Origin of the sequence: Streptomyces sp. NPDC059816 (assembly GCF_042732055.1) — a bacterium.
GTDB lineage: Bacteria > Actinomycetota > Actinomycetes > Streptomycetales > Streptomycetaceae > Streptomyces.
The window spans coordinates 439873-452331 of sequence record NZ_JBHWIQ010000002.1 but is presented as its reverse complement, the minus strand read 5'-3'; the positions used below and the strand labels follow the sequence as shown (position 1 = coordinate 452331).

The following is a 12459-nucleotide window of genomic DNA, read 5'->3' as shown; positions in this document are numbered from 1 at the left end:
CCCCTCCCCCCGAACGTTCCAAGGAGACCCCCGACCATGGCAGCTCCCCGCCGCCGCCCGACAGCGCTCGTGGTGTGCGCCGCGACCGCGGTGACCCTGGGCGCCACCGCCCTGGCCCTCCCCGCCGTGGCCGCCGACGCGGCCCCCGCCGCCCCGCCGATCGGCCTGAAGAACGGCACCCTCGACTGGGGCTTCAAGGAGTCGTTCCGCAAGTACCTGGTCTCGCCGGTCGCCCAGGGCAAGATCACCGTCTCCGACGGGGCCAAGCAGGGCGCCGGCAACGGCCCGTTCACCTTCGTGGACGGCACCGGCACCTACGACCGGACCTCGCACAACGTGGACACCACGTTCAAGGGCGACGTGCGGTTCGAGGGCCACCACGGCGTGCTCGACATCGTCCTGTCCGACCTGAAGGTCAAGACCACCCGGACCGACGGCACGATCTCCGCGGACGTCACCTCCAAGAAGGACGGCCGGACCACGACCGACCAGGACGTGCCGCTCGCCGTGCTGACCCTCACCGGCGTCCGGCCCGGCTCGGGCCCGGGCGGCGCGATGGTCTTCAAGGACATCCCCGCGAAGCTCACCGCGGGCGGGGCGAAGGCGTTCCAGAACTTCTACCAGGCGGGCGACGCGCTCGACCCGGCGACCCTCACCGTCACCCCCGACGCGGGCGGCACACCGAGCGGTACGCCGTCCGGCACCCCTTCGGGCACCCCGTCAGGTGAGCCCTCGGGTACTCCGTCGGGCACCCCCTCCGGCACTCCTTCGGGCACCCCGTCGGGTGAACCGTCCGGCACCCCGTCGGGCACCCCGACCGGGAACCCCAACGGCGGGTCGACGGGCGGTCCGTCCGAGGAGCCGAGCGGCACTCCGTCCACGCCCGGCGAGCCCGGTACCGACCAGCCGAACGACGTCGCGCACGGTGTCCTGTCCTGGGGCATGAAGGAGTCCTTCCGCAGGTACGTCAAGTCCGGCGGCTCCATCGAGCTCTCGGAAAGCGCCGTCGACCAGGGCGACTACTTCGACTTCCCGTACGCCAAGGGCGACCTCGACTCCGATGCCCGCAAGCTGGACATGTCCTTCGACGGCACGATGCAGTTCCTGTTCCCGAGCCACACCATCGACATGGCCTTCACCGACATCCGGGTCAAGACCTCCGGCGACCAGGGCGTCCTGATCGTCGACGTCATCACCCCCCAGCGCACCAACCAGGACGTCGAGTTCGCGACGCTGGACCTGTCCGGCATCTCGTACGAGGTCAAGGACGAGGTGCTGTTCCTCGACGAGATCCCGACCGCGTTCACGGCCGAGGGCGCCCAGCAGTTCGCCAACGACACCGTGGGCTCCATGTACGAGGAGGGCATGGAGATCGACCCGGTGACCATCGCCCTGGGGCTCACCGACGACGTCGAGATCCCCGAGGGTTCCGGTGGCGCCTCCGGTTCCGGTTCGTCCGGCTCCGGCGGCACGTCCGGCGGTTCCGCGGGCGGCTCGACCGGTGGTTCTGCCGGTGGCTCCGCCGGTGGGTCCGTGGGCGGCTCGGCCGGTGGTTCCGCGGGCGGTTCCGCCGGCGGCTCGGCGGGCGGTTCCGGGGCGCTGGCCGCGACCGGCGCGAACGTTCCCACGGGGTCCCTGCTCGCGGGTGCGGGCGCGATCGTCGCGGCCGGTGCCGCAACGGTGTTCGCGGTACGCCGCCGCACCACCAACTGACCCCCGGGCTCCCTGCCCGGCCCCACCAGCACAGAGCCCCGCCGTTCCGGAGGATGGAACAGCGGGGCTCTGTCGTACGGGCGAACGAGAGACGACAGCAGAGGAACGAAAGACCGGACGGTGCACACAGGGCACCGGGGACGCCCCCTCTTCACCGTGTTCAACGTATAGCGCACCGGGGGGCTTGCGGCAAGCCCCCTGAAATGACGCAGAATCCACGGCCCAGGCCATCAACTTCAGCCAGGGAGCAGCGATATGGGTGTGTTGTCGTCAACGATCGGACCGCGCGGGGAGCAGCCGGTGACGGACGCCGATGTGATCGTCGTGGGCGCCGGCCCGGCGGGGCTGATGCTCGCCGGTGAACTGGGCCTGGCCGGCGTACGGGCCCTCGTCCTCGAACGGCGGACGCAGCGCGGAGAGATCCCCAAGGCCAACGGGCTCGGCGGGCAGATCCTGGAACTGCTCCACTACCGAGGACTGCTGCACCACTTCGAAGCAGCCTGTTCCGGACCCAGCCACCCGGCCCCGCAGTACCCCTTCGGCGGCGTGCACGTCGACTTCTCGTCCCTGCCGCACCCTCCGCTGCGGGGGCTGACGCTTCCCCAACCGGAACTGGAGCGCCTGCTCGACGAACGCGCCCGCGAACTCGGTGCCGAGGTACGCCGGGGGCAGGAGATCGTCGACGTCGCCCAGGACGACACCGCGGTGACCGCGCAGGTGCGCGGCGCGGACGGTTCGTACCGGCTGCGGGCCCGGTACCTGGTGGGCTGCGACGGCGGGCGCAGCACGGTCCGCGACGCCGCGGGGATCGCGTTCCCCGGTACCACCCACCCGGAGGTCAACCGGCTCGGTCAGCTCACCCTGCACGAGTCGGTGACCCGACACGACGACGGTGACGTCGACGTCCCCGGGCTGGGCCGGGTCCACGCAGGCGCCTTCGTCCGGACGGACCGCGGTGTCTTCGGGTTCGGCTGGCTCACCCCGGAGGTCATGCTGCTCTCCACCACCGAGGACGAGACGACCGACCTCGCGGACGACGTGCCGATGACCCTGACCGAACTCCAGGACAGCATCCGCCACGTGCTCGGTGCGGAGTTCCCGTTGGGCGAGCCGCGCAGGCTGTCGCGCTACACGTTCCAGGCCCGGCAGGCCGAGCGCTACCGTGACGGGCGGGTCTTCCTGGCCGGCGACGCGGCCCATCTGTTCCCCGCGACGGGCGTGGGCCTCAACGCGGGTCTGCTCGACACGGTCAACCTCGCCTGGAAGCTGGCCGCGGACCTCCACGGGTGGGCGCCGCCCGCGCTGTTGGACACGTACCACCGCGAACGCCACCTTGCCGGCGCGCGCACCTTGAAGCACACCCAGGCCCAGGTGGCGCTGCGGCGCGGACAGGACCCGGCCGCCGAAGCACTCCGGGACGTCTTCCTGGAACTGTTCGCCGACGAGCAGCCGTTGCGTCGCGTCGGGGCCCTCATCGCCGGTACGGACATCCGCTACCCGTTGCCCAACCCCAACGGGCACCCCCTGACCGGCGCCTTCGCCCCCGACCTCACCCTGCACGTCGACCGGGGCACCACCAGCCTCGCCGAACTCACGCGCACCGCACGGCCCGTCCTCCTCGACCTCGCCGACCGCCCGGACCTCCGCGAGACGGCCCGGCCCTGGCTCGACCGGATCGACGTCCACACCGCCAAGGCCGATGACCGCCCGGCCGACGCCCTGTTGATCCGCCCGGACGCGCACGTCGCCTGGGCCGCGACCCCCGACGAACCCGAGGCCACGGCGGTGCGCGGCTTGCGCGACGCCCTCACGGACTGGTTCGGCGCGGCTCGCTAGCGGCTGGTGCCGGAGCGCGCGAGGGCGACCAGTCCGGCGAACGCGGTGGCGGACACGTTCAGCACGGGTCCGTCGGGGTTCTTGCTGTCGCGTACGGGGACGATGCCGGTCGCGGAGGCGTGCATGGGGGCCCATTCGACACAGGAACCACCGTTGTCAACGCTGTAGGAGGACTTGACCCACAGGGTGGGGGAGTCGGCCGTGGTCATCACAGGGTGCCCTTCCGTAGGTGTTCGATCGCTGGCTCTGGTGTGATGACTCCCCGTTGAGGCGGGGTCGCAAAAGCCCCGCTGTTCCGGAGGATGGAGCGGCGGGGCTCAGGCGCGTGTGCTACAGGTTCGCGGACCGGGCGAGGTCGACCAATCCGGTGAACGCGCGGGCAGACACGTTCAGCACGGGTCCGTCGGGGTTCTTGCTGTCGCGTACGGGGACGATGCCGGTTGCGGGGGCGTTGGACGGTGCCCACTCGACGCAGGCGCCACCGTTGTCGGTGCTGTATGAGGACTTGACCCACAGCGGGGGGGAGTTGGTCTTGGTCATCACAGAGTGCCCTTCCGTAGCTGTTCGATCATGGCGACAGATTCCGCCTGAGAGGCTGCCCCGATCTGTAGCTGATGGTAGTTCCTCACCAGCGGGAGTACGGATGACGGATCACGATCCAGAGACCCTTGTGTCTGCGACTCCACGTAAGACATCAGGGATCGATCTGGCAGTGTCAGAAGGTAGACCAGTCGCCTGAATGGTTTCCGTTCCGCCATGGAGTACGGGGCGATTTGGAGGGAGGTACTAGCTTGTTCGGCGAACTCCAGAAGTTGGCTGAACTGCCGGTCCATGACGTCCGGCCCGCCGATGGGGTTGCGGATGCAACTCTCGTCTAGCACTACGAAGATGAGCGGCGAGGGTGATCGTGCAAGCGTCGCTTGCTGCTCAATCTGGACGTTGACACGCTCAGCCGCTTGTTCGGGTGTGATGTCTCCCCGATGCACCGCGGCGTCTGCCAGCACGGATGCGTACTCCCGTGTCTGGAGCAATCCAGGGATGGCTCCCGTTTCAAATAGTCGGATCTCTGCCGCGCGGCTCTGGTAGCCGACGTACTCCGGGTATCCCTCCAGCAGGCTTCCGTGCTGCATCTCGTGCCACTGACGTACGAATGTGGCATCCGTACCCGTCAGGCCAAACGCCGTGTCGACAACCTTCGCAAAGTGTAAAGAAGGCGACTTGCGCGTAGTTTCAACTCCTGAAATATGCCCGCTGGATACGCCAGTGAGTTTGGACAGTTGCGCTTGCGTCCAGCCGCGCTTCTCACGTGAGCTGCGTAGACGGGCTCCGAATGCTGCTTGCGGCGACGCGTCCGGGTTCAAATCCTTGCGGTTCACCATCTATCCCCCAACTGATCTGTCCTCGCAGCCACGTTGATTAGGTTCCGACTCTAGGTCACCGTGAGTGCTCCGGGTAGTGATTCCACTACGGAGAGGAGCGAACTCGTGTCCCGGAAGAAGGTAGCGGAACCGCCACCCCAACTGCGCGTTGGCGAACTCGCGTACGACACCGCCCGCGCCGTGCTGGGGGTGGTCATGGATGCGGATACCGCCGGGCGGTACTCCCTCCGGCCGCCCCGGGGTGGAGTCGAGTGGGACGCGCCGTACGAGGACGTTCGTCCGGCCACGGTGACGGACCAGTTGCGGCCCGCGCTGACCGAGGTCAACGCCCGTAGCAGGTACGGGGGTTCGCCGTGGGGGTGACCAGGCTGTTCCGGCACGTCACCTGGACGTTGAAACGGTTGGAGTTCTGGGGCGTCGGCGCGCACATCCAGTGCGTGTCGGGGACCCCGCAGTGCGGCGCCACCTCACCCGCGGAACGGCGAACGCCGGACGGCGTGCTCACCTGGGCCGAAGAACACCTGCGGCAGACCGGCCACCGACGCTACGACCGGGTCCTGTTCGACACCGTCCAGTGGGACCCGCCCGAGGACGTCGACCCGCGCACCATCAAGGGAGTGGCCACGTGAGGTGGCGTTCGTACGCCGTCGCGCTGTTCCTCTGGGGCGCGTTCCTCGTCTCGGTGATCCTGCTGTGCGCCCTGGCGCTGGACCAGCGCTGAGATCTGAACGGACCACCACCAGCCCCGCCCCGGGTGGCGGTGCCCCATCGGCACCGCGGAGGACTCACGGGGCGGTCACCCCCTCGGATCGTCGTGCTCGCCACACGACCCGAGGGAAGGGGGAGCGGGACGCATGCCCGCCCCCGGCCCCGGCCGTTGCCCGTGCCCGCACGGCCGGGGCCACAAATCCACCGAACGGCTCGCCGGGGTACGGCAGCCGGACGGGTCACGTAGCACCGACCACGAAGGAGTGCACCGTGTCAGTAGCCATGAGGCGTCCGGCCCCTGAGGAAGTGGCCGCACGCGCCCGAGAGATCCTGGCGGCCATCGAGCCGCCTGCCCGGTACTGGCTGGACCACGCGGAAGTGGAACGGCGCCGTGCCGTCCTGGCCGAGCGGTACGAACGCATCGGGCTGCACCGGTCCGGACGTGAGCACCGGATCGACTTCGCCACTGCCTAGCTGAGTGCGCGGCGCAGCGTCGCGACCGGGTCGAGGTTCGGGAACGCCCGCCGGATCTCGACGTGGGCCTGCCCGATGAGGTCATTGATCAGGAACGGCGCTGCGCCGTACAGCAAGTCGTGCAAGTAGGGGACGACCGCCGCTTCGTCGGCGGGCAAGCACAGTTCGACCTTGATCGGCACGTTCTCGCTCTTGTACCGCCCGGCGGGGAGACCGACCCGGTCGGGGTGGACGCACACCGGCGTCCCGTCGGCTGTGTACCGATGCCCGTCGACGGGGTCGAACGGGCACGCCTTCGTCGGCCGCTCGAACACGTCGAAGTCTCCGACAGCGTGTGACCGGGACGGGCAGATGCCACACGCGAGGTGGTGTACGTCGCCGATGAAGGGCTCAGACATGGCCGGAGCCTAGAACGTTCCACCAGCACCCCGTACGCCGTACCGGGTCATCGTCCCCCGCACCGGGGGCGAACCGTGACGACGACCGGCCGACACGGTCCGCACTCGTGTGGGCCCCGCCCGCCCGTGCGTTCCTCCCCCATGACGCACGGGCGGGGCCCTGCCACCTCAGCCGGAGACCTGACCATGGACCACCGCATCACGAGCCCCCAGCACAGCGCGGAGGCATCCGCATGACCCGTGACGCGCTCACCAACGAGCCCCCCGTACCGTCCGGCGCACACTGCTGCATCTGCGGACAGTGGACCGTGGCCCCCGTGGTGATCGGATACAGCAGTGCGAGCGGGCCGGCGTTCGTCACGCACCGGGTGTGCCCGCGGCACGTGAACACGAGGGGGCCCTGCACCACGAACCACGGCAGCGACACCTAGCACGCAACTCCAGGCGTGGCGGTGACCACTCACACCGCGCGCTGCATGCAGACCAGTTGATCCCGTTCGTCCCACGACTCGGTGAGGGCGAAGCCGAGCCGTTCGTACAGGGCGACGGCCCCGGTCCGCCACTTCCACACCGACAGCCGCACAGCGCTCACGCCGGTTTCCGCGGCATGCGCGAGTGCAGCGCCGAGCAGGTCGGAGGCGATGCCCCGGCCCCGGAACTCCGGGGCCGTCCAGAGCCTCTTGATCTCCGACCGTCCGCCGGCGGGGGCGGTCACCACCACGCACCCCACGGCGGTGTCCCCGCTCAGGGCCAACAGGACGCAATCGTCGCCGAACGCGGTCCGCGGAGCCGAGATCTCGTCCCGGTAGCGGTCGGGCAACTCGTCCACGGCGGCAACGGCGTGGCCCTTCTCGGCCTCCGTCCGCAGGTGGTAGGCCGCCAACAGACCGGCCAGCCCCTCCTCGACGGAAGGGGTCCGGCCCGGCCAGCGGACGATGGCCACCTCGCGTTGATCGTTCATGGTCACGGTCGGACCGTAACGCCTTCCAGCGCCCGGGACATCGGATAGGCGCGCTCCGCGGGAAACAGCCGTTGGGCCTTGGCGGCGTGGCCGGTTCGCATCAGTGTTGCGGCCTTGCGGACCTGGGGGGTGAGGTCGGTGAGATCGACGATCCAGTCGTCGGTGAACGTGCGGATCAGTTGGCGGGCGATTCCGACCTGGATGCTGTAGTGGTTCAGTGCCGCTCCCCGCGGCGAACGTTCCGGGTCCCACTGGACGTGCACGGCCGCCCGGGCCAGCTCCGCCGGGTCGGCGGTCGTCAACACGGCTTGGGACAGGGCCTCTTCCCAGCCCTCCCGAGTGATCCGCACGGCGAGAACGCGTTCCTGGCCGGGCTTGCGGGCCCAGTTGCTGCGGTGCATCAGCCACCGGAACGACGGCTTGATCCACGTCATCCGCTGGAACGAGAACGGCGCGACGAAGCGGCCCTCCCGCAGTGCCGCGTCGGCGATGGCGGACGGGTACGCCTGGTAGACCACGATCGTGCGGGCGTCGTAGTCGGCACGGATCTGATACGGGGGCGTCATGCGCCGCACCCTGCCATCCGGGCGGTCGGCACGGCGACCCGATTTCGTGCGGCCACGGCGGCGCCACCACCCCGGAAAGGGGAACGGACGGCGCCGTGAGGGGCGCCGTCCGTCGGGTGGCTACTTGTTGAGGAAGCCGTCCCGCAGGCGCAGCTCGTTGAACCCGCCGCTGTCGTTGTCGTAGTCGTCGGAGTACGTCAGCGCCAGTCGACCGTTCGGGGCCAGGGAGACCGCGGGGTCCGTCTGGTCGTGGCCGGTGACGACGTTCATCCGGGTGGTGGGCAGACGACCGCCGGTGCCGCCGTCCGCGTTGAAGCCACGGGCCCACACGTCCTGCTTGCCGTCCACGAACGTCTCGCGCCAGGCGACGACGAAGTCACCGGCGTCGGACACGGCCACATCGGGGTCGACCTGGACGCCGATGGCGCGCTTGCTGTCCGCGCCCGGGGTGGTGACCGTCTCCGCAGCGACCGGTGCACCGGTCGCGGAGAACGTCCGGTGCTGGATGCGTGCGGCACGAGCCGGGTTGGTGCTGCCGGTCCCGGGAACGTAGACGTCGGCCCAGGTCGCGACGGTCCGGCCGTCCGCGGCCTGTGCGACGGCGGGCTCGGTCTGCTGCCCGTCGGTGAGGGAGTTCGCGACCTTGCGCGGCACGGCGAAGCCGCCCGTGGCGTTGAGCTTGGCGAGGCCGATGTTGATGCCGCCGTTGCCGTCGGCGTCCTCCTCCCAGACGATCGCGGTGTTGCCCGCGCCGTCGACCGCGGCGTCGGGGCGGCGGTTGGAACCCGCGGTGGCACCGGAGTTGATGGTGCTCACCTGGACGTCGGGGTGGCTCCGCGTGCCGGTGGCGCTCCAGCCGCTCGCCTTCACCTGGTTGAGGGTGGTGCCGTTGGCCGTGTCCTCCCAGGCCACCGTGTAGGACCCGTCGTCCGCGACGGCGACCGTGGGCCGCAGCTGGTGACCGTCTGCGGAGGCGTGCGGCCGGGGCAGCACGGTGACGTTGCCCGCCTGGTCGATCTTGCGGACCTCGATGTTCGCGTACTTGTTGCCGTCGTCGTCACCGGCCCACACGACGATCGCATTGCCGTTCCGGTCCACCCCGACGTCGGGCTTCTGATGCGACCAGGAGGTGCCCGCGGCGCCGGAGACGCTCAGCTGCTTCTCGTTCCAGAGCGGTACGCCGTCCTTGTACATCCGCAGGTACGCATTGGTGCCCAGCTGGGTGTCGGCGGGGTTGTGGTTGTCGCCGTCCTCGTACACGACCGCCTGGTACGTGGAGGTCCCGGAGCCGTTCGAGGCCGTGGCGCTGTCGTGCTGGTCACCGGCCGACGCGGCGTTGACCCGGGAGTAGTGCTGGGAGGTGCTGCCGTACTTCGCCGCGTCGATGTCGACGACGGCCGACCGGAGCTTGTTGAAGTTGGCGACGAACGCGTCGTAGACGCCCGCGTCGCTGAGGCGCAACAGCGTCTCGTCGTTGCGTACCAGGGCACCCTTGGTGAAGTTGTGGGAACCGGTGTACGTGTTCTGGACGCGCTGCCCCTGGGCGTTCTCCCACTCGGTGAGCAGGTACTTCGAGTGCACCGTGCCGTGGTTGCACGACTCGTCACTCGGAATGTAGCGGCAGCCGCCGGGACGCATGCTGTAGGCGTTGACGTTGATGCCGGTCATGTCGTTGACACCGGCGTTCGCGTCGAGGGCGTCGAAGTCGCGGACCACGGCGTCGACCGCGCACCCCGCCTTGCGCCGGTCCTCCAGCGCCGTGTAGATCGCGGGCCGCAGCGCCTTCCCGTTCAGCGACGAGGTCGCCAGCCGTATGCGACCGTTCTTCGCGCAGTCCACCTTCTCGATCTGGTGGGCCACGATGTCCGGGTTGCCGTACACCTGGTGGTCGGACCCGGTGTCGGTCGGTCCCGTCCCCGTGTCCCGCGGGAAGAAGATGGGTTCCACCGAGGCGGTCGGGGCGTCGTAGGTGCTGTTGTACTTGACGGTGCCGGTGACGCCCGCGCGCGAGACCTGCCGGGTGAAGGCCGCGCGGTACTTGATCGCCAGGGAGACGTTGCCCGAGACGGTGATGGCGTTGTTCAGCTCGCCGTTCTGGCTCGGGGACATGTTCTGGGAGGACTGCCAGACCACGTTGGTGCGGCCGTCGGTCAGCTCGTCGAAGACGACGAACTTGTTGTGGTTGATGGCCTTGTCGTCTTCGGGGTCGGGGTTGTCGAGACAGCCCCGGTAGCACTCGGTCAGCTTGCTGTTGCCGGTCAGGCCGGTCTTCAGCGCCTGCGGAACGTTCGTGAAGCTCTCGATGACGACCTTCACCGTGACGTTCCGGGCGTGCGCGGCGAGCAGCTTCGCCTCGATCCCGTTGGCGTCGCTGAGCCAGTACATGCTCATGTACAGCGTGCTGCCCGGCTTGGCGAGGTCGATCAGGGTGCCGAGGCCCGTGCTGATCGAGGTGTCGTTGGAACCGTTCGGCTTGGTGTAGTTGAAGGTCGCCGTGTAGTTGCCCGTGGTGACCTCCTCCGCCTGGGCGGCCGTGGGAGTCAGCAGGGTCACCCCCAGTGTGGCGGTGGCGAGGGCCACGAGGCTTCGGCTGGTGCGTCTGCGCAAAGTACCTGTCCAATCCGTTGACGTGCGGAAACAGCGGAACTGTAATCGCATTTTGCGATCATGAATGCTGACCTTCCACCCCCCCACCCCCCAACCGGCCGTGTGGAACGCGGACGCCCACCGGGACCCACCAGCCAGGGGTACGGGGAACTGCGCACCCCCCGGCGCACGTTGCGGAACGACGCACCCGCAGCCGAGTGCACCGGAGGGGGCGGGGAACTACGCGCGGACACCCCCACACCGGCGGATGTCCGTGAGGTCGACCGCCGGATTTCCGAGTGGCCCGCCGCCCAGGCACAATGCACCGGTGACCCAACTCGACGTACTACGAGTCTTCTGCGGCCCCGACGGCGCCAGGGGCGGCAACGAGCTGGGCGTCGTCCGGGACGGCACCCCCCTCCCTCAGGAGGCGTCCCGCCAGAAGATCGCGGGCAAGCTCGGGTTCAGCGAGACCGTCTTCGTGGACGACCCCGAGCGCGGCGCGATCGACATCTACAGCCCCACCCTGCGCCTCCCGTTCGCGGGGCACCCCTGCGTCGGCGCGGCCTGGCTGCTGGACGTGCCCGAACTCGTCACGCCGGCGGGTGTGGTGGGCGCCCGCCAGGACGGGGAGTTCTCCTGGATCGAGGCGCTCCCCGAGTGGGCACCCGAACGCACCCTGCGGCAGTACGGGTCGGCCGCGGAGGTGGATGCCCTGGAGGTGCCGCCGCCCGGCGAGTGGATCTACGCCTGGGCATGGGAGGACGAACGGGCGGGCCGGATCAGGGCGCGGGCCTTCCCCGGCCGTGACGACGGCATCCAGGAGGACGAGGCGACCGGCGCGGCGGCCCTGCTGCTGACTGCGGAACTGGGCCGCGCCCTGAACATCCGCCAGGGTTCCGGTTCCCAGCTCCTGACCGCCCCGCAGCCCTACGGGTGGGTGGAGGTCGGGGGCCGCGTCCGGCTGGTCCAGTCGGACGTGCCGTTGCCCGACTAGCGTGTACGTCGAAGGCCCCGCGCCCCCGGACGGAACCGGGGCGCGGGGCCTTCGACGTGCGGTGACGGCTCAGGCGCTGAGCGGGAACTCCTCGCCCAGGGCGTGGAACACGGCCGTGTTGAGCGCGAAGGCCCGCTTGCACTCGATGACGATCCGCTGCTTCTCCAGGTCGTCGGCCTGCACCCCGTCCAGCAGTTCGCGGTAGTTCCGCTTGAACGCGGCCGGGTTGGTGATCTCGTCGAAGACGTAGAACCGGACGCCGTCGCCCTTGCGGGCGAAGCCCCACGCCTTCTCGGCGCGGTCCCGGATGATCTGCCCGCCGGAGAGGTCGCCGAGGTAGCGGGTGTAGTGGTGGGCGACGTAGCCCGCGGGCCACTCGCGCACGCACTGCGCGACCCGGTCCGCGTACGCGGTGGTCGCGGGCAGCGGGGTCAGACCCGTGCGCCAGGAGGAGCCGCGCAGATGGGCGAGGTCACGCTCCAGCGCCTCGCGCCGCATCAGCTCGGGCTGCACGAACGGGCCGGCGACGGGGTCGTTGCGCAGGGAGTCCGCACCGTCCTCCAGCGCCTGGTACACGAACCAGAGCTGCTCGGTGTAACGGGCGTAGGCGTCGATTCCCAGCCGTCCGCCGAGCAGGTCGCCCATGAAGGAGGAGCTCTCCGCCTCGGTGTGGGCGTCCTGGGACGCGGTGCGGATGAGCGAGGAGAACGACGTCGTGTCCATGGGACCTCCGGGAGCCGGCGAGACGGGGAACGGGGAGCGGCGTGCCCCGATCATCTATGGTTAGGCTAACCTAAGTCAACGGGATTCCGACAGGCTGTCGGGAAAAAATGTACCCGGA

General features: G+C 69.6%; 15 protein-coding genes. 7 read left to right on the top strand and 8 right to left on the bottom strand.

The features are described 5' to 3' along the window. Positions 1-36: 36 nt before the first annotated feature. Positions 37-1713: an HtaA domain-containing protein gene (locus ACFV88_RS04635; protein WP_385485931.1), complete on the top strand. Its 1677-nt coding sequence runs from the start codon at positions 37-39 to the stop codon at positions 1711-1713. A 300-nt stretch (positions 1714-2013) separates the two neighbouring features. Continuing rightward, positions 2014-3549: an FAD-dependent monooxygenase gene (locus ACFV88_RS04630; RefSeq protein ID WP_385485929.1), complete on the top strand. Its 1536-nt coding sequence runs from the start codon at positions 2014-2016 to the stop codon at positions 3547-3549. On the opposite strand, the gene ACFV88_RS04625 is transcribed toward ACFV88_RS04630, so the two are convergent. The 3 genes from ACFV88_RS04625 to ACFV88_RS04615 form a co-directional block, all read right to left on the bottom strand. Further along, positions 3546-3758 (bottom strand): DUF397 domain-containing protein, encoded by a 213-nt coding sequence (locus ACFV88_RS04625; RefSeq protein ID WP_385485927.1) that lies wholly within the window; start codon positions 3756-3758, stop codon positions 3546-3548. The two genes, ACFV88_RS04630 and ACFV88_RS04625, sit on opposite strands and share 4 nt — an antisense overlap. Positions 3759-3879: 121 nt before the next feature. Then, complete coding sequence (locus ACFV88_RS04620) at positions 3880-4089, bottom strand: DUF397 domain-containing protein (RefSeq protein ID WP_385485925.1); 210 nt, start codon at positions 4087-4089, stop codon at positions 3880-3882. After that, positions 4089-4928, bottom strand: a complete 840-nt coding sequence (locus ACFV88_RS04615) for a helix-turn-helix domain-containing protein (protein ID WP_385485923.1) — start codon at positions 4926-4928, stop codon at positions 4089-4091. The genes ACFV88_RS04620 and ACFV88_RS04615 overlap by 1 nt, the downstream gene beginning before the upstream one ends. 105 nt (positions 4929-5033) lie before the next feature. Here ACFV88_RS04615 and ACFV88_RS04610 point away from each other — a divergent pair, with 105 nt between their 5' ends. The 3 genes from ACFV88_RS04610 (at position 5034) to ACFV88_RS04600 (ending at position 6110) form a co-directional block, all read left to right on the top strand. Further along, positions 5034-5291 (top strand): hypothetical protein, encoded by a 258-nt coding sequence (locus tag ACFV88_RS04610; RefSeq protein ID WP_385485921.1) that lies wholly within the window; start codon positions 5034-5036, stop codon positions 5289-5291. Next, positions 5288-5557, top strand: coding sequence for a hypothetical protein (locus ACFV88_RS04605; protein WP_385485919.1), 270 nt, complete (start codon positions 5288-5290; stop codon positions 5555-5557). The genes ACFV88_RS04610 and ACFV88_RS04605 overlap by 4 nt, the downstream gene beginning before the upstream one ends. Positions 5558-5906: 349 nt before the next feature. Further along, on the top strand, positions 5907-6110 hold the full coding sequence (locus ACFV88_RS04600; RefSeq protein WP_385485917.1) for a hypothetical protein: 204 nt from the start codon (positions 5907-5909) through the stop codon (positions 6108-6110). On the opposite strand, the gene ACFV88_RS04595 is transcribed toward ACFV88_RS04600, so the two are convergent. After that, positions 6107-6508, bottom strand: coding sequence for a hypothetical protein (locus ACFV88_RS04595; protein ID WP_385485915.1), 402 nt, complete (start codon positions 6506-6508; stop codon positions 6107-6109). The two genes, ACFV88_RS04600 and ACFV88_RS04595, sit on opposite strands and share 4 nt — an antisense overlap. A gap of 233 nt (positions 6509-6741) precedes the next feature. Between ACFV88_RS04595 and ACFV88_RS04590 the strand changes: the two genes are divergently transcribed. Next, a complete protein-coding gene (locus tag ACFV88_RS04590) occupies positions 6742-6939 on the top strand; it encodes a hypothetical protein (RefSeq protein ID WP_385485913.1) in 198 nt (65 codons plus the stop codon). Between the two features lie 29 nt (positions 6940-6968). Here the strand turns inward: ACFV88_RS04590 and ACFV88_RS04585 are convergent, their stop codons facing one another. The 3 genes from ACFV88_RS04585 to ACFV88_RS04575 form a co-directional block, all read right to left on the bottom strand. Continuing rightward, positions 6969-7469, bottom strand: a complete 501-nt coding sequence (locus tag ACFV88_RS04585) for a GNAT family N-acetyltransferase (protein WP_385486048.1) — start codon at positions 7467-7469, stop codon at positions 6969-6971. Positions 7470-7471: 2 nt separating this feature from the next. Continuing rightward, the gene (locus tag ACFV88_RS04580) at positions 7472-8035 is read right to left on the bottom strand and encodes a DUF4291 domain-containing protein (RefSeq protein ID WP_385485911.1); all 564 of its coding nucleotides are present in this window, start codon (positions 8033-8035) and stop codon (positions 7472-7474) included. Between the two features lie 120 nt (positions 8036-8155). After that, positions 8156-10642 carry a phosphatidylserine/phosphatidylglycerophosphate/cardiolipin synthase family protein gene (locus ACFV88_RS04575; protein WP_385485909.1) on the bottom strand — a complete coding sequence of 829 codons (2487 nt, stop codon included), beginning with the start codon at positions 10640-10642 and terminating at the stop codon, positions 8156-8158. Between the two features lie 307 nt (positions 10643-10949). On the opposite strand from ACFV88_RS04575, the gene ACFV88_RS04570 reads away from it, so the two are divergent. Then, on the top strand, positions 10950-11618 hold the full coding sequence (locus ACFV88_RS04570) for a PhzF family phenazine biosynthesis protein (protein WP_385485907.1): 669 nt from the start codon (positions 10950-10952) through the stop codon (positions 11616-11618). 69 nt (positions 11619-11687) lie between these two features. On the opposite strand, the gene ACFV88_RS04565 is transcribed toward ACFV88_RS04570, so the two are convergent. Further along, on the bottom strand, positions 11688-12341 hold the full coding sequence (locus tag ACFV88_RS04565; RefSeq protein ID WP_385485905.1) for a heme oxygenase (biliverdin-producing): 654 nt from the start codon (positions 12339-12341) through the stop codon (positions 11688-11690). Positions 12342-12459: the final 118 nt, after the last annotated feature.